Origin of the sequence: Blastomonas sp. UPD001 (assembly GCF_003426715.1) — a bacterium.
Taxonomy (GTDB): Bacteria; Pseudomonadota; Alphaproteobacteria; order Sphingomonadales; family Sphingomonadaceae; genus Blastomonas.
In genome coordinates, this window is record NZ_QKVT01000001.1 from 383886 (window position 1) to 400074 (window position 16189).

General features: G+C 65.1%; 14 protein-coding genes and 1 pseudogene. 4 read left to right on the forward strand and 11 right to left on the reverse strand.

Annotated features, from left to right (window positions below; genetic code table 11):
• From DM995_RS01875 to alaS, 4 genes are all read left to right on the forward strand, one after another.
• Positions 1–1495 (forward strand): ATP-binding protein (locus DM995_RS01875; RefSeq protein ID WP_116968313.1); only part of this gene is annotated, 1495 nt, incomplete at its 5' end.
• On the forward strand, positions 1492–1836 hold the full coding sequence (locus tag DM995_RS01880; RefSeq protein ID WP_023836953.1) for a response regulator: 345 nt from the start codon (positions 1492–1494) through the stop codon (positions 1834–1836). The genes DM995_RS01875 and DM995_RS01880, both read left to right, overlap by 4 nt.
• A 122-nt stretch (positions 1837–1958) precedes the next feature.
• Positions 1959–3044 carry a recombinase RecA gene (recA, locus tag DM995_RS01885; RefSeq protein ID WP_116968314.1) on the forward strand — a complete coding sequence of 362 codons (1086 nt, stop codon included), beginning with the start codon at positions 1959–1961 and terminating at the stop codon, positions 3042–3044.
• A 154-nt stretch (positions 3045–3198) separates the two neighbouring features.
• Positions 3199–5859 (forward strand): alanine--tRNA ligase, encoded by a 2661-nt coding sequence (gene alaS / locus DM995_RS01890; protein WP_116968315.1) that lies wholly within the window; start codon positions 3199–3201, stop codon positions 5857–5859.
• Positions 5860–6159: 300 nt separating this feature from the next.
• Here the strand turns inward: alaS and rpmE are convergent, their stop codons facing one another.
• The 11 genes and pseudogenes from rpmE to tsf all read right to left on the reverse strand — a co-directional run.
• Positions 6160–6390, reverse strand: a complete 231-nt coding sequence (rpmE, locus tag DM995_RS01895; protein WP_023836950.1) for a 50S ribosomal protein L31 — start codon at positions 6388–6390, stop codon at positions 6160–6162.
• A gap of 111 nt (positions 6391–6501) precedes the next feature.
• Positions 6502–6952, reverse strand: a pseudogene (fabZ, locus tag DM995_RS01900) (3-hydroxyacyl-ACP dehydratase FabZ).
• 9 nt (positions 6953–6961) lie between these two features.
• Complete coding sequence (locus DM995_RS01905; RefSeq protein ID WP_023836948.1) at positions 6962–7645, reverse strand: OmpH/Skp family outer membrane protein; 684 nt, start codon at positions 7643–7645, stop codon at positions 6962–6964.
• The gene (gene bamA, locus DM995_RS01910) at positions 7645–10317 is read right to left on the reverse strand and encodes an outer membrane protein assembly factor BamA (protein ID WP_116968316.1); all 2673 of its coding nucleotides are present in this window, start codon (positions 10315–10317) and stop codon (positions 7645–7647) included. The genes DM995_RS01905 and bamA overlap by 1 nt, the downstream gene beginning before the upstream one ends.
• Before the next feature lie 117 nt (positions 10318–10434).
• The gene (rseP, locus tag DM995_RS01915; RefSeq protein WP_116968317.1) at positions 10435–11547 is read right to left on the reverse strand and encodes an RIP metalloprotease RseP; all 1113 of its coding nucleotides are present in this window, start codon (positions 11545–11547) and stop codon (positions 10435–10437) included.
• 3 nt (positions 11548–11550) lie between these two features.
• Positions 11551–12762 carry a 1-deoxy-D-xylulose-5-phosphate reductoisomerase gene (gene dxr, locus DM995_RS01920; RefSeq protein WP_116968318.1) on the reverse strand — a complete coding sequence of 404 codons (1212 nt, stop codon included), beginning with the start codon at positions 12760–12762 and terminating at the stop codon, positions 11551–11553.
• 7 nt (positions 12763–12769) lie between these two features.
• The gene (locus DM995_RS01925; RefSeq protein WP_198669225.1) at positions 12770–13576 is read right to left on the reverse strand and encodes a phosphatidate cytidylyltransferase; all 807 of its coding nucleotides are present in this window, start codon (positions 13574–13576) and stop codon (positions 12770–12772) included.
• Positions 13563–14339, reverse strand: a complete 777-nt coding sequence (locus tag DM995_RS01930; protein ID WP_116968319.1) for an isoprenyl transferase — start codon at positions 14337–14339, stop codon at positions 13563–13565. Before DM995_RS01930 ends, DM995_RS01925 begins: the two co-directional genes overlap by 14 nt.
• On the reverse strand, positions 14336–14893 hold the full coding sequence (gene frr, locus DM995_RS01935) for a ribosome recycling factor (RefSeq protein WP_116968320.1): 558 nt from the start codon (positions 14891–14893) through the stop codon (positions 14336–14338). Before frr ends, DM995_RS01930 begins: the two co-directional genes overlap by 4 nt.
• A gap of 4 nt (positions 14894–14897) precedes the next feature.
• On the reverse strand, positions 14898–15620 hold the full coding sequence (gene pyrH, locus DM995_RS01940) for a UMP kinase (protein ID WP_023836941.1): 723 nt from the start codon (positions 15618–15620) through the stop codon (positions 14898–14900).
• A 191-nt stretch (positions 15621–15811) separates the two neighbouring features.
• Positions 15812–16189 (reverse strand): translation elongation factor Ts (gene tsf, locus DM995_RS01945; RefSeq protein WP_116968321.1); only part of this gene is annotated, 378 nt, incomplete at its 5' end.

Below are 16189 nucleotides of genomic sequence, written 5' to 3' on the forward strand. Positions count from 1 at the left end.
CGACGGGCGTTTCCTGTTCGCCAACGATGCGTTTCTGCGCGCAGCGGGGATCACCGAGGCCGAACTGCCGCCCTATCCGGGCGATCTGGTGGTGCGCGAGGACAAGGGCGCGATCGCCGATGCGGTACGCCGCCATGCCAGCGGCCAGGCAATGGCGGGCGATGTCGCGCTGCGGCTGCGCAACCAGCCCGACGAGCCGGTGACGCTGTCGCTCGCCAGCCTGCGCGGGATGGGCGATGCCGCGGTGCTGCTCTCGGTCAAGGACAACAGCGAGGAAAGCCGCCTCAAGCGCCAGGTCGCGCAGGCGAGCAAGATGCAGGCGATCGGCCAGCTCGCGGGCGGGGTCGCGCATGATTTCAACAATGTGCTGACCGCGATCATCGGCCATTGCGACCTGATGCTGATGCGGCACAGCCCTGGCGACAGCGATTACGACGATATCCAGCAGATCCGCAGCAATTCCAACCGCGCGGCCTCGCTGACCCGGCATCTGCTCGCCTTCTCGCGCCAGCAGACCCTGCGGCCACAGGTGCTGCAGCTGCCCGATATCGTCTCCGACACGTCCGAACTGCTGAAACGGCTGATCGGCGAGAAGATCGTGCTCGAGGTGCAGCATGACCGCAATCTCGGCCCCGTCCGTGCCGATCCCGGTCAGTTGGAGCAGGTGATCGTCAATCTCGCGGTGAATGGCCGCGATGCGATGCTCGCCAAGCGCCCGCCGGGGGGGACGCTCACCATCCGCACCCGCAAGGTGACGGCGGCGGACGTGCGCGCGATGAACAGCGATATCCTGCCGGTCGACGATTACAGCGCGATCCTGGTCGAGGACAGCGGCACCGGCATGCCCCCCGACGTGCAGGCGCGCATCTTCGAGCCGTTCTTCACCACCAAGGATGTCGGCAAGGGCACAGGGCTTGGCCTGTCGACGGTGTACGGCATCGTCAAGCAGTCGGGCGGCTATATCTTCGTCGATTCCGAACCCGGCCAGGGCACGACCTTCTCGATCTATTTCCCGGTCTATCGCGGCGGCGCGGTCGAACAGCGCAGCCGCAAGCCCGCCAAGGTCAATCCCGGCCAATGGGGCCATGCGCGGCTGCTGCTGGTCGAGGACGAGGACATGGTCCGCGCGGTCGCCGAGCGCGCGCTGACGCGCCAGGGCTTTACCGTGGTGACCGCGAGCGATGGCGAGGACGGGCTCGAGCGGCTGGGCGATAGCGGGCCGTTCGATCTCGTCGTCAGCGATGTGGTGATGCCCAATCTCGACGGCCCGGGCATGGCGGTGGAAATGCGCAAGCGCATGCCGGGCCTGCCGATCCTGTTCATGTCGGGCTATGCCGAGGAAACGCTTCGGCAGAGCATCTCGATCGATCAGGTCCATTTCCTGCCCAAGCCGTTTTCGGTTGCGCAGATCGTCGATGCCGTGCACGGCGCGCTCGCCGCATCCGCCACCCCCGGCGAACAGGCCCCAGCGAATGAAGGAAAGCTAGAGACGTGAGTGAGTCCAGGACCTTTCTGATCGCCGAGGACGAGGCGATGATTGCGATGCTGCTCGAGGATTTCATCGACCTTGCCGGTCACCAGATCGCTGCCATGGTCGCCAGCCTGGACGATGGTCTGGCCGCGGTGCAGGCAGGCGGCTTCGATGCCGCGATCCTCGACGTCAATCTGGGGCGCGAGAAATGCTGGCCGCTCGCCGATGCGCTGCGCGACATGGGCGTGCCCTATGTCTTCGCGACAGGGGGAGGGGATACCATCCCGCCCGAGCACGCGTCCGCCCCCACCTTGCCCAAGCCCTATACGCTGGCGTCGCTCGAGGCGGTGCTCGCGCGCATCTGACACGCGTTTTGCCCTTGCGTTCTGCAACGATGTTCCCTAACTGTTCCATTAGAACAGATTGGGTACATCACTGAGTCGTTGCGCCGGAGGACCGGAGCAATTAGGCAGGAAAGGGCATGGCAATGGCCGGGCAGCTTAAACTCATCCAGACCGAAAAAGAGGCAAAATCCATGGACAGGCAAAAGGCGCTCGATGCGGCGCTGGCTCAGATCGACCGGGCCTTCGGCAAGGGGTCGGCGATGCGGCTGGGCTCCAAGGAGGCGATGCAGGTCGAGGCGATCTCGACGGGATCGCTGGGCCTCGACATCGCGCTCGGCGTCGGCGGCCTGCCGCGCGGCCGCGTGATCGAGATCTACGGTCCGGAAAGCTCGGGCAAGACGACGCTCGCGCTGCACGTGATCGCCGAAGCGCAGAAGAATGGCGGCACCGCCGCGTTTGTCGATGCCGAACACGCGCTCGACCCGGTCTATGCCAAGAAGCTCGGCGTCAATATTGACGAGCTGATCGTCTCGCAGCCCGATACCGGCGAGCAGGCGCTCGAGATCACCGACACTTTGGTCCGCTCGAACGCGATCGACGTGCTGGTGGTCGATTCGGTCGCGGCTCTGGTGCCGCGGGCGGAAATCGAGGGCGAGATGGGCGACAGCCATGTCGGCCTGCAGGCGCGCCTGATGAGCCAGTCGCTGCGCAAGCTCACCGGTTCGATCAGCCGCTCGCGCTGCATGGTCATCTTCATCAACCAGCTGCGCATGAAGATCGGCGTGATGTACGGCAACCCGGAAACCACCACCGGCGGCAATGCGCTGAAATTCTACGCCTCGGTGCGTCTCGACATCCGCCGCACCGGCCAGATCAAGGACCGCGACGATATCGTCGGCAACACCACGCGGGTGAAGGTCGTCAAGAACAAGGTCGCGCCGCCGTTCAAGCAGGTCGAATTCGACATCATGTATGGCGAGGGCATTTCCAAGATCGGCGAGATTCTCGATCTTGGCGTGAAGGCGGGCATCGTCGAGAAGGCCGGCAGCTGGTTCAGCCATGATTCGGTGCGCATCGGCCAGGGCCGCGAGAACGCCAAGACGTTCCTCAAGGAACATCCCGAGATGATGGCCAAGATCGAGGGCCTGATCCGCGGCCAGCAGGACAAGGTCGCCGAAGAGATGATGACCGGTCCCGATGCCGAGGACGATGTCGGCGACGATATGTAATCCGGCAGATGGCGGCGCCTGCTCTGGGGCTGGCTTCGCCGGATCGCTATCGAATGTATGATCGAGGGGGCAGGGCGGCAGCAAGCGGCTCTGTCCCTTCATTTTTGCGCATATATTGCTTCAATCTCGCTTCAACTCGCCTTATGTCGCAGCCATGACATCGACAAATGACATCCGGCGCTCGTTCCTCGAATATTTCGGAGGCAACGGCCATGACATCGTTCCTTCCGCGCCGCTGGTCCCGCACAACGACCCGACGCTGATGTTCGTCAACGCCGGCATGGTGCCGTTCAAGAACGTGTTCACCGGGCTCGAGACCCGCGCCAATCCGCGCGCCACCTCGTCGCAGAAATGCGTCCGCGCCGGGGGCAAGCACAACGATCTCGACAATGTCGGCTATACGGCGCGGCACCACACCTTTTTCGAGATGCTGGGCAATTTCTCGTTCGGCGACTATTTCAAGGAAGAGGCGATCCATCACGCCTGGACGCTGGTCAACAAGACCTGGGGCCTGGCCGCCGACCGGCTGACCGTCACCGTCTATCACACCGATGACGAGGCGTTCGGGCTGTGGAAGAAGATCGCCGGGCTGCCCGACGAGCGCATCATCCGCATCGCCACCTCGGACAATTTCTGGTCGATGGGCGATACCGGGCCGTGCGGCCCGTGCAGCGAGATCTTCTACGACCATGGCGATCACATTTTCGGTGGCCCGCCGGGATCGCCGGACGAGGACGGCGACCGGTTTATCGAGATCTGGAACCTGGTGTTCATGCAATATGAACAGCATGCCGATGGCAGCCGCACCAACCTGCCGCGGCCGTCGATCGACACCGGCATGGGCATCGAGCGCATCGCCGCCGTCATGCAGGGCGTGCACGACAATTACGATATCGACCTGTTCAAGGCGCTGATCGCCGCCTCGGGCCAGGCGACCGGCACCGCGACCACTGGCGACAACCAGGCGAGCCATCGCGTCATCGCCGATCATCTTCGCGCCACCTCGTTCCTGATCGCCGATGGCGTGCTGCCCGCCAATGAAGGGCGCGGCTATGTCCTGCGCCGGATCATGCGCCGCGCGATGCGCCATGCGCATATCCTCGGTGCGGCGGACCCGCTGATGCACCGTCTGGTGCCGACGCTCGTCGCCGAAATGGGCCAGGCCTTCCCCGAACTCCTGCGCGCGCAGCCGCTGATCGAGGAGACATTGGAGCGCGAGGAAACCCGCTTCCGCCAGACGCTCGACAAGGGGCTGCGGCTGCTCGACGAGGCCACCGCAGATCTCGCCGAAGGCGCGGTGCTTTCGGGCGAAACCGCGTTCCGCCTCTACGACACCTATGGCTTCCCCTATGACCTGACCGAAGACGCGCTGCGCAGCCGCGGCCTCGGCGTCGATCGCGAAGGTTTCGACACCGCGATGGCCGCGCAAAAGGCAGCCGCACGCGCTGCCTGGAAAGGTTCGGGCGAGGCCGCATCGGCCGAGATCTGGTACGATATCGCCGAACGCGCAGGCGGCACCGAGTTTACCGGCTATACCGCGACCGAAGGCGAGGCCGAGGTCGTCGCGCTGGTCCGCGACGGGGCCGAGATCGACAGCGCCTCGGCGGGCGAGTCCGTCACCATCCTGGTCAACCAGACACCCTTTTATGGCGAGAGCGGCGGCCAGATGGGCGATGCCGGGGTCATCTCCTCGCTCGGCGGGCTGAAGGCGGTGGTCGACGATACGTCCAAGCCGCTCGGCCGCCTGCACGCGCATCAGGCCCGCGTCGAAGCCGGATCGATCAAAGTCGGCGATACCGTGCATCTCGCGGTCGATGTCGAGCGTCGCGACGCGCTGCGCGCCAACCACAGCGCGACGCACCTGCTGCACGCCGCGCTGCGCCACCATCTCGGCGGGCATGTCACGCAGAAGGGATCGATGGTCGCGCCCGACCGGCTGCGCTTCGACTTCTCGCATCCCAAGGCGCTGACCGAGGCCGAGATCGCGGCGGTCGAAGCCGAGGTGAATGCCGAGATCCGCGCCAACGAGACGGTGACGACGCGGCTGATGAGCCCTGATGATGCGGTCCAGGCGGGCGCGCTGGCGCTGTTCGGCGAGAAATATGGCGAAGAGGTCCGCGTGCTCTCGATGGGGCGCGCCACCGACAAGCATTATTCGGTCGAGCTTTGCGGCGGCACGCATGTGCGCGCGCTCGGCGACATAGGCATCTTCCGCATCGTCAGCGAAAGCGCGGTGTCGAGCGGCGTACGGCGGATCGAGGCATTGACCGGCGAGGGGGCGCGGCAATGGCTGGTGGCGCGCGACGAGCGCGTCAAGGCGATCGCCGCGCTGGTCAAGACCTCGCCCGACGAGGTCGAGGCGCGCATCGCGGCGCTGGTCGACGAACGCCGGGCGCTCGAACGCGAACTCGCCGAAGCGCGCAAGGCGCTGGCGTTGGGCGGCGGCGCGGGCAAGGCGGGGCCGGCGGTCGAGAGCGTCGGTGGTGTCAGCTTCCAGGCGCAGGTGATCGACGGGCTCGACCCGAAGGAATTGCGCGGGTTGCTCGATCAGGCCAAAACGACGCTCGGATCGGGCATCGCGGTGATGGTCGCGACCAATGACGGCCGTGCGGCCTTTGCGGCTGCCGTGACCGACGACCTGACCGGCCGCTTCAGCGCGGTCGATCTGGTGCGGGCAGGGGTCGAAGCGCTCGGCGGCAAGGGCGGCGGCGGCCGTCCCGACATGGCGCAGGGCGGCGGTCCGGACGCGGGCAAGGCGGAAGCCGCCGTGGCAGCCGCGCGCGCGCTGGTCGAGAACGCAGCCGCGCCTGCGTAAGGGGCCTTCCCCGCGAAGGCAGGCATTTTCTTCAGCCCATCACAGCACGCCGGTCCCCTGCGCAGGCAGGGGCCCATCATCTGCGCTTGCCTCCCGCGCGGACGGTCAGCGGCTCTGGTGGGCGATCGGTTGTACGCTGCGCCGGTAACTAAAGCCTGAAAGCTCTGGAGATGGGCCCCTCCCTTCGCAGGGGACCGGCAACCGGGTTCGGGTTTCAAATCCATCAACCACAAAAAAGGGCTGCGAAACCATATGGTTCGCAGCCCTTCCTGATAGCGTCCCTCAGGCGAGGGGCAGCACTCAGCCCTTCTTGAGCGAGAGACCGCCGAAGCGCTTGTTGAAGCGGGCGACCTGGCCGCCTGCGTCCATCAGACGCTGGTTGCCGCCGGTCCAGGCCGGGTGCGAGGTCGGGTCGATATCCAGCTGCAGCGTGTCGCCTTCCTTGCCCCAGGTCGAGCGGGTCTGGTACACGGTGCCGTCGGTCATCTTCACATTGATCATGTGATAATCGGGATGGATATCGTTCTTCATGGTATCGGTCCTTGAATTTGGCTGGTTCCGACCAGCCCGCAGGATGAATGGGAAGCGGCGCGCATAACGCTGCGCGCCATCAAAAGCAAGGCTTTTGCAGGCCGCGACTGATCAGGCCGGCGGATCGGCGATCATCGCTGTGAAGCCGACCTCGCAGGCCAGCTTGCCGTTCATTTCGGCGCGCGCCCTGAACTTGCACACCTTGGCACGCTTCTGTTCGAACTCGGCATGCAGGTCGAGCAGCACGCCGGGTTCGACCGGAACGCGGAACTTCGCCCCGTCGATCGCCATGAAATAGACGAGCTTGCCCGAGCCCGCGAGGCCGAGCGATTCCACCGCCAGGATGCCCGCCGCCTGCGCCAGCGCCTCGATGATGAGGACGCCGGGCATGATCGGGCGGGCGGGAAAATGGCCCTGGAAGAATGGCTCGTTCATGCTTGATCGCGTGGATCGACTGGTCGATGTCCAGCCGCGCCACGCGGTCGACGAGCAGCATGGGATAGCGATGCGGAAGCGCCGCCATCACCTTGAGGATGTCGTAGGTCACATCGCCTTCCGCCATGGGCCGGACTTACCGGCCTTCGGGCTGCTGCGCGGCGGGCGTTGCCGGACGCGCCTGACCCTGGGCGGCCTGCTGCGCCGCCTGAGCTTCGCGCTGCTGACGCGGCAGCCAGCCCTGCGGCGGGACGAGCTGGGCGCTGGGGATCAGCGCGTTCAGCTCGGCGGTGATGTCCTTGGTGATGTCATAGCCATCGGCGCGCGCGAGCGTGGCACCGGCTTCGAGCACGATGCTGACCTTGCGCTTGGCCATCGCCTGACGCACCGCCTGGTCGAACTTGTCGCTGATCTGTTCGAGCACATAGGCTTCGGACAGCGCGACCGGCTGCAGGATTTCCTGCACTTCCTGCGAACCCTGTTCGCGCAGCTGCTGGATCTGGCCCAGCTGCTGCTGCAGCGCGGCCTGGTTCTGCTGGGCGTTGGGGGCCTGAACGTCGGTGTTGAACTTGTTCACCAGCGGCTCGAGCTGTTGGCGGATCTGGTTCGACTTGGCCTGGGCCGCGTCATACTGCGCCTTGTAGGTCGTCGGGCGCGCGTTGTTGGCGCTGACAAAGGCCGAGGATTCGACCACCGCGCGGCGCTGATCGGCGACGCCGATGCCGGCGACGGCCTGAGCGGCAACAGGAGCGATCGCGCCCGAAGCCAGGGTGCCGGCGGCCATCAGCGCCGCGGCAGTGCATTTCAGAAGAAGCTTCATCAGAACTGGGTCCCTACGTTGAATGTGAATAGACGGGTATCGTCGCCAGGCTCCTTGAGCAGGGCGCGGGCAATATCGATGCGGAACGGGCCGAAGGGCGAGTTCCAGTTGACGCCGAAGCCCACCGACACGCGCGGCTTGGGCGAATCGCCGAAGAACTGTTCGGTAAAGGCAAGGCTCGGCGTGTTGGGAACGCCGGCCGCGTTGGTGGCGCTCGTCGTCGTGGTGATGGCGCCTGCCGCATCGGTGGTGAGGTACAGCAGATTGCCGTTCTCGTCGCGATTCTGCGGGGTCTGCAGAAGCGGGCGGACCACACCGAAGACCGCGCCGGCATCGACGAACACCGAAGGACGCAGGCCCAGCTCGCGCGCGCCGCTGCCCAGCGGAATGTCGAGCTCGGCACGGGCGAGATAGTAATAGCGGCCACCAAGCGCGTCATCGACGCGGTTGCGCCGCTCGGTCACCGGCGTGTTGACGATCACGCCGTTGACGATCTCGGGGTTGAAGCCGGTACGGATCACGCGCGGGCCGACGCCGCGGATGTCGAAGCCGCGAATCTGCGGCTGACCCAGGAAGAAGCGGTCGGTCAGGCGGATATCGTCGATGCCCTGGGCCGGAGTGCCACGATCCTCGAACGCGATGATATGGCCACCTTCGGCGGCGACGGTGAAGATGAAGCCGCTGCGTCCGATGCGCCAGTGCTTCGACGCGTTGAGGCGGGTGCGCAGATAGCTGACCGCGCCACCAAGTCCGGCAAAGTCCTGCGACAACGTGATGTTCTGTCCGCGCGTCGGGCGGACGCGGTTGTCGCGATTGTCGTAGATCAGCGAATAGCCGATCAGCGAGGTGGTGCGCTTGCCGAGGTTGTCGCACAGGAAGAAGCCGGCGCGGACGGGATCGCATTCCAGCGTGCCGTTGCCGTCCAGATCGGAGAAGAACTGGTTACGGTCGAGCGTCACGTCGTCGAAGGTCAGCGAATAGCGCAGCAGCGCCGAGACATATTCGGTCAGCGGCACGCCCAGGCGCAGCGAGGCACCGGTGGTGAGCTGCTCATAGGTGGTGTTACGCGAGTTGCCGACAAAGTTGAAGCTGTTGAGATCGCGCCGGAAAATGTCCGCACCGAACGAAATGTTGCGATCGAACACATAGGGTTCGGTGAAGCTGAGGTTGATCCCCTGCGAGAAGCGCGAATAGTTGATGCTCGCGCCGACGGTCTGGCCCTTGCCGCGGAAATTGCGCTGGCGGATCGAGGCCTGGAGGATGAAATTCTCGATCGACGAGAAGCCGGCGGAAAGCTGAAGCTCGCCGGTCGCCTTTTCCTCGACATTGGCCTCGAGGATGATGCGGTCGGGCGCGCTGCCCTGCTTCTGCTCGATCTCGAACTTTTCCTGGAAATAGCCGAGCGAGTTGATGCGGTTTTCCGAACGCTTGACCAGGAAGCTGTTGAACGCGTCGCCTTCGTTCAGGCGGAACTCGCGCCGGACGATCTTGTCCTGGGTCAGCGTGTTGCCGTTGATGTCGATGCGCTCGACATAGACGCGCGCCGATTCCGCCAGCTCGAACGTGATGTCCATCGTGAGCGTTTCGCGGTTGCGGTTGAAATTGGGCCGCACGTCGGCAAACGCATAACCGAACAGACCGGCGGTCTCGCTCAGCTGCTCGACGGTATCCTCGACCTGCTTGGCATTGTACCAGTCGCCGGTCTTCATCGGCAGCTGCGCCTTCAGGCCTTCTTCGGAGAAGTCGCGGATCTGGCTTTCGACCGCGACATCGCCGAACTTGTAGCGATCGCCTTCCTCGACGACATAGGTGATGATGAAGTCGCGCTTGTCGGGGGTCAGTTCGGCTACCGCAGAGATCACGCGGAAATCGGCATAGCCCTGGGTCAGGTAGAACTGGCGCAGCTTCTGCTGGTCATAGGCCAGCTTGTCGGGATCGTAGGAATCGCCCGAGCTGAAGAAGCGGTAGAAGCGCGACTGCTTGGTCGCCATCTCGCCGCGCAGTTCGCCGTCGGAGAATTTCTCGTTGCCCAGAATGTTGATCTGGCGGACCTTCGAGCGCGGACCCTCGTTGATTTCGAAGACGACGTCGACGCGGTTCTGGTCCTGCTGGACCATCTTCGGCTCGACCGTGGCAGCGAAGCGGCCCTGGCGCTTGTACAGCTCGATGATGCGCGCGACGTCGGCGCGCACCTTGGTGCGGGTGAAAATCTGGCGCGGGGCGAGGCGGATCTCGGGAAGGATCTTGTCTTCCTTGATGCGCTTGTTGCCTTCCAGGATCACGCGGTTGATCACCGGGTTTTCCTTGACGTCGATCACCACTGCGCCGTCGTTGTTGCGGATGGCGACATCGGCGAACAGTTCGGTCTCGAACAGGTCGCGCAGCGCCTGGTCGGCGGCGACCTGGGTGTAGATGTCGCCGACGCGCAGCTGGATGTACGAGCGCACGGTATCGGCCTCGATACGCTGCGAACCGTTGACGGTGATCGAGCGGATCTGCTGGCCAGCGGGCGCCACCACGGGAACGGGCGCGGTCGCCTGGGGCGCAGCGGGCGGCGCTGCCGGTCCCGCGGTCTGGGCGAACGCCGAACCTGCAGTGCCTGCCAGAACGGTCGAGCTCAGCAACAGGCCGAGGGCACGCGCGCCAATGGCGATTTTGTGTTCAGATTTCACGGAAAAAAGACCCACCCTAAGCCAAAAACATATCGGACGGTCCCTGCATTGCCGTCCGATAACCCGCCCCGGTGCGCAAACCCCTGCATCATCCGCCGCAATCAATCAACCCGTCTTTCAGCCGAGCAGGCCGAACGATGCGAGATCGTTGACGGTCACGAACACCATCAGGGCCAGCACAGCCGCGAGGCCCGAACGGAAAGCCCATTCCATGACCTTGGGGTTGACCGGTTTGCGCCGGATTCCCTCGATCGCATAGAATAGCAGGTGACCGCCATCGAGCATGGGAATTGGCAGCAGGTTGATGAACCCCAAATTAATTGAGATCAGCGCGATGAAGAAGATGAAATCGTCGAGCCCGGCCGAGAGCTGCTCGCCCGAAACCTGCGCGATCTTGAGCGGGCCACCGAGCTCGGAAACCGAGCGTCTGCCGGTGATGACCTGGCCTAGCGTCGCGACCATCAGCCGCACGATATCCCCGGTCCGTTCAACCGCGACGATTGGCGCTTCGGCGAGCGAGACCGGGCGCATGACGGGCTTTGCCGACATGATGCCCAGCCGTCCGATGCGATATTCGTTGCCGAACCGGTCCTTCTGCACCTCGACGCCGATCCTGAAATCGAATTCGCGCACCTGTCCGGCGCGTTCGGCGCGCAGGGTGATGCGTTCATCGGGGCGATGCGCGATGCGGCGGCCAAGCTCGTCGAACCATTCGATCCGCTCGCTATCGACCGAGACGATCCGGTCGCCGGGGAGCAGTCCGGCCTCTGCCGCCGCGGAGTTCGGCAGCACGCCTGCAACCACCGGCGGGGTCACGCTCTTGCCATAGGCGAAGGCGAAACCGGCGAGGATCAGGATGGCGAACAGGAAGTTGATCGCGGGGCCGGCGAACACGATCAGCGCGCGCTGCCACAGGGTCTTGGACTGGAAGGTGCGGTTGCGCTCTTCGGCGGGCAGGGCCATCCAGTTGGGATCGGCGCGGCTCGACGGGTCCATGTCGCCCGCGAACTGGACATAGCCGCCGAGCGGCAGCATCCCCAGCTTCCAGCGGGTGCCGCGCTTGTCGGTCCATCCCGCAATCTCGCGCCCGAAGCCGATCGAGAAGGATTCCGCCTTCACCCCGAACCAGCGTCCGACCAGATAATGACCCATTTCGTGCACGAAGACCAGCGGGCCAAGCACGAGCAGGAAAGCGAAGACGGTCAGCAACAAGCCGGGATTTTCGTTCAAGGGTCAGTTCCTGGTTCGCACCGCGGCGGCAGCATGCACGCGCGCTTCTCGATCTATCGCCAGCACATCCTGCAGGCTTTGCGGGTTTTCAGGGCTATAGCCTGCCAGAACCTCGGACACAATTGCGGCGATATCGAGGAATCCGATCTCTTCCTTGAGGAACGCGGCGACCGCGATTTCGTTCGCCGCGTTGAGGATGGCGGGCGCGCCGCCGCCCGCCGCGATCGCCTGGCGGCAGATGCCCGGGCCGGGAAAGCGTTCATTATCCAGCGGTTCGAAGGTCAGCTGGCCGATGGTGGCAAGGTCGAGCGGGGCGCAATCGGTCGCAATCCGGTCGGGCCAGGCGAGCGCCGACGCGATCGGGATGCGCATGTCGGGCGCGCCCAATTGTGCCAGCGTGGAACGGTCGCGATACTCGACCATCGAGTGGATCACCGATTGCGGGTGCACCAGGATGCGGATGGCATCGAGCCCGACCGGGAACAGGTGATGGGCCTCGATCAGTTCGAGCCCCTTGTTGAACATCGTCGCGCTGTCGACCGAGATTTTCGCGCCCATCGACCAATTGGGGTGCGCCACCGCCTGTTCCGGCTTCGCTGCGCGCATCTGGTCGAGCGTCCAGGTGCGGAAAGGGCCGCCGCTCGCGGTGAGCGTGATGCTTTGCACCTGATCGTAGGAAGCGCCAGCAAGGCATTGGAAAATCGCGTTATGCTCGGAATCGACTGGCAGCAGTGTCGCACCTGAACTGCGCGCCGCCTCGATCATCAGCGCGCCGGAGGACACCAGCGCCTCCTTGTTGGCGAGAGCGACGCTGCGTCCGCGCAACAGGCTGCGCATGATCGGCGCGAGCCCGGCACAGCCGACGATCGCGGCCATCGTCCAGTCGGCATCGAGGTCGGCCGCGTCGAGCAGCGCCTGCGGGCCCGACCAGGCCCGGGTGGCGCTGCCTTCGAGCGCATCGACCAGCGCCTGATGCTGCGCGGGATCGCCGATCACCGCGACCTCGGCGGAGAATTCGCGTGCCAGCTTCGCCAGCCCTGCCGCATCGCTGTGCGCGGTGAGCGCGACGATGCGATAGGCGGAAGGGTCGAGGCGAATGAGATCGAGCGTCGATGTGCCGACCGATCCGGTCGCGCCGAAGATGCTGATCGAGCGCGGCTCAGCGCATGGCGGCGGCACGATCAGGCCGGGAGAGAGCGTTTCGGGGCGCGACATGGAATGCTTATCCTAGCGCCCAAAATGCGTTGGCTGCAACCAGCGTTGCGACGACCGGCGCGACAGGGACCAGCCCATCGACGCGGTCGAGAATGCCGCCATGGCCGGGAATGAGCGTGCCCGAATCCTTGACGCCCGCCTGGCGCTTCATCCAGCTTTCGAGAAAATCGCCGATCTGCGCGATGATCGCGAGCGGCGCGCTCGCCAGTACCAGAATATAGGGCAGGTCGAAATGCTCCCGCAGCAGCATCGCGAACAGCAGCGCGGCGGTCATGCCGCCTGCGAGTCCCGCCCAGGTCTTGCTCGGGCTGATCGACGGGGCGATCTTGGGCCCGCCGATGCCGCGTCCGGCGAAATAGGCGCCGATATCGGTCGCCCAGACCGTCGCCATCGTCCAGAAGGCGAGCAGCAGGCCATTGTCCTGCTGGCGCAGATAGAGCAGCGCCATCACCGGCAGCGCGCAATAGAGCACGCCCCAGGCGAGGCGGAAGCTGCGATCGATCGTGGCGATGAAAAACGCACCGCCGATGATGAAACCGAGCGAGAGAAAGCCGGGGCCATCGGCAAAGGGCGAGAGCATCGATAGCGGCGCCATCAGCGCCAGCATCGAAAGGCGGCGGCGTTCCATTCGCCCGACAAGGCCCGCCCATTCGTGCTGCATCGCGAGCGCACCCGCCATCAGGAGCAGCCAGAAGGCAATGCCGCCCAGCCACAGCGCCGTGCCGGCGATCGCCACCAGCACCACGCCCGATACCGTGCGGACCGCAAGGTCCTGGCCGAACAGGGACCGCTTCACCGGGTCAGCGGCCACCAAAGCGCCTTTCGCGGGTCGCATAGGACTGGAAGGCCTGGGCGAGCGAATCCCCGTCGAAATCGGGCCAGAGCGTCTCGGTGAAATACAATTCGGCATAGGCCGCCTGCCAAAGCAGGAAATTGCTCAGCCGCTGCTCGCCCGAGGTGCGGATCAGCAGGTCGAGCGGGGGCAGATCGCTGGTGTCGAGCATCGCATCGATATGCGCCGCCTCGATCGCGTCGGCGTTGAACTCGCCGCGCGCAGCCGCTGCGGCGAGCGCGCGCGCGGCGCGGACCAGTTCGTCCTGCGCGCCGTAGTTGAGGGCAATCACCAGCGTGGTGCCGCTATTGTGCGCGGTGCGCTGGACGACGTCGTCGATCATCTCGACCAGATCGGGGGCGAGCGCGCGATAATTGCCGATGATCTTCAGCCGCACATTGTTGGCGATGAACTCGTCGACATCGGCGCGGATGAAGTGCCTGAGCAACCCCATCAGGTCGGAAACCTCATCCTCGGGACGCTTCCAGTTTTCCGAAGAGAAAGCGTAGAGCGTCAGCGCCTCGAGCCCCATGTCGCGCGCGGCGCGCACGGTGGTGCGCACCGCTTCGACGCCCTGCTTGTGGCCAACGAAGCGCGGCAGGTTGCGCCGGGCGGCCCAGCGGCCATTGCCGTCCATGATGATCGCGGCATGGCGCACCCCGCAGGCGGGACCCAGCCCGGCGTGCGCGGGCGCTGCGGAATGCGCCTCTGCCTTGGACAGTTTGGGGCCGGGCCGAAAGATCACTGGCCCAGGATTTCTTTTTCTTTCTGCGTCGCGGCGGCATCGGCCTGGGCGATCATGTCGTCGGTCAGCTTCTGTACCTCGGTCTCGAGGCGCTTGCGCTCGTCTTCGCTGATCACGCCCTTCTTCTCGTCGGTCTTGAGCGAATCCATGCCGTCGCGGCGGACGTTGCGGATCGCGATGCGCGCCTTTTCGGCATATTGGCCGGCCAGCTTGGCGAGCTCCTTGCGGCGCTCTTCGGTCAGGTCGGGGATCGGCAGACGCAGCGTCTGGCCATCGACGATCGGGTTGAGCCCGAGCCCCGCCGAGCGGATCGCCTTGTCCGCCGGGCCGACATTCGACTTGTCCCACACCTGCACCGAGAGCATGCGCGGTTCGGGCGCGGAAACGGTGGCGATCTGGGTCAGCGGCATGTGCGCGCCATAGACCTCGACCGTCACCGGATCGAGCAGCGTCGTGTTGGCGCGCCCGGTGCGCAGGCCCGAAAGGTCGCCCTTCAGCGATTCGACCGCGCCGTTCATCCGGCGCTCGAGATCCTTCTTGTCAAACTGTGCCACTGGTTCAGTCCTTCTGATGTACGGTTGTCGCGGTGCCTTCGCCGCTCAGAACACGGGCGAGGTTGCCCTGTTCGCGGATCGAGAACACCACGATGGGAATGGAATTGTCGCGGCAGAGCGCCACGGCGCTCGCGTCCATGACCTTGAGATTGTCCTGCAACACCCGGTCGTAACTCAATGTTTCGTAACGCACGGCGGTCGGATCGAGCTTGGGGTCGGCATTGTACACGCCATCGACGCTGGTGCCCTTGAGCAGCGCATCGCATTTCATCTCGGCCGCGCGAAGCGCCGCGCCGGAATCGGTGGTGAAATAGGGCGCGCCGACGCCCGCAGCGAAGATCACGACGCGGCCCTTTTCGAGGTGGCGCTGGGCGCGGCGGCGGATCACCGGCTCGCACACCTTGTCCATCTCGATGGCCGACTGGACGCGCGTGGGCACACCCATCTGTTCGAGCGCGCTCTGCATCGCCAGCGCGTTCATCACCGTGGCGAGCATGCCCATATAGTCGGCCTGCGCGCGGTCCATGCCCTTGGCGGCGCCCGCCATGCCGCGGAAGATGTTGCCGCCGCCGATGACGAGGCAGATTTCAAGCCCGGTATCCTTGGCCGCTTTCACTTCCGCCGCCATGCGCGCGACGGTGGCGGGGTCGATGCCATATTGTCCGTCGCCCATCAGGGCTTCCCCCGACAGCTTCAGGAGGATGCGGCGGTAGGATGCGATGGTCATGAATGTTCCGGTATCTGGAATGAAATGCGGCGCTTCTGGCCGAGTGGCGCGCACCATAGTCAGTGCATCCGGCACTGCCAAGCACGTTCCTGCACAGTTTGACGTCACGCGGCCAAAGGCGCGGCGCGGACATAAAAACAGCGGGCAGCCCCAGGGGCCACCCGCCGTCTTTTTGCTGAAAGGCTAGAGGCTTAGAGGCCCGCAGCCGCCGCGACTTCCGCCGCGAAATCGGTTTCTTCCTTCTCGATGCCTTCGCCGAGCTGGAAGCGGACATAGTCCTTGAGCACGATCTTGCCGCCCGCGTCCTTGGCGGCCTTGGCCACCACGTCGGCGATCGGGGTCTTGTTGTCGATCACGAACAGCTGGCTGAGCAGCGCGTTTTCCTTGGCGAACTTGGCGATCGCGCCGTCGACCATCTTGGCCTGCACTTCGGCGGGCTTGCCGCTCTCGGCCGCCTTTTCCTCGGCGATCTTGCGTTCGCGCGCGATCAGTTCGGCATCGAGGCCGTCGGCGTTCAGCGCCAGCGGGAAGGCGGCGGCAATGTGCATGCCGATCTGCTTGCCCAGCGG

Bases quoted from the DNA above. Each gene is read 5' to 3' on its own strand.
- recA (WP_116968314.1), top strand. From the start codon at position 1,959: ATGGCCGGGCAGCTTAAACTCATCCAGACCGAAAAAGAGGCAAAATCC.
- DM995_RS01905 (WP_023836948.1), bottom strand. From the start codon at position 7,645: ATGAAGCTTCTTCTGAAATGCACTGCCGCGGCGCTGATGGCCGCCGGC.
- dxr (WP_116968318.1), bottom strand. From the start codon at position 12,762: ATGTCGCGCCCCGAAACGCTCTCTCCCGGCCTGATCGTGCCGCCGCCA.
- alaS (WP_116968315.1), top strand. From the start codon at position 3,199: ATGACATCGACAAATGACATCCGGCGCTCGTTCCTCGAATATTTCGGA.
- pyrH (WP_023836941.1), bottom strand. From the start codon at position 15,620: ATGACCATCGCATCCTACCGCCGCATCCTCCTGAAGCTGTCGGGGGAA.
- rpmE (WP_023836950.1), bottom strand. From the start codon at position 6,390: ATGAAGAACGATATCCATCCCGATTATCACATGATCAATGTGAAGATG.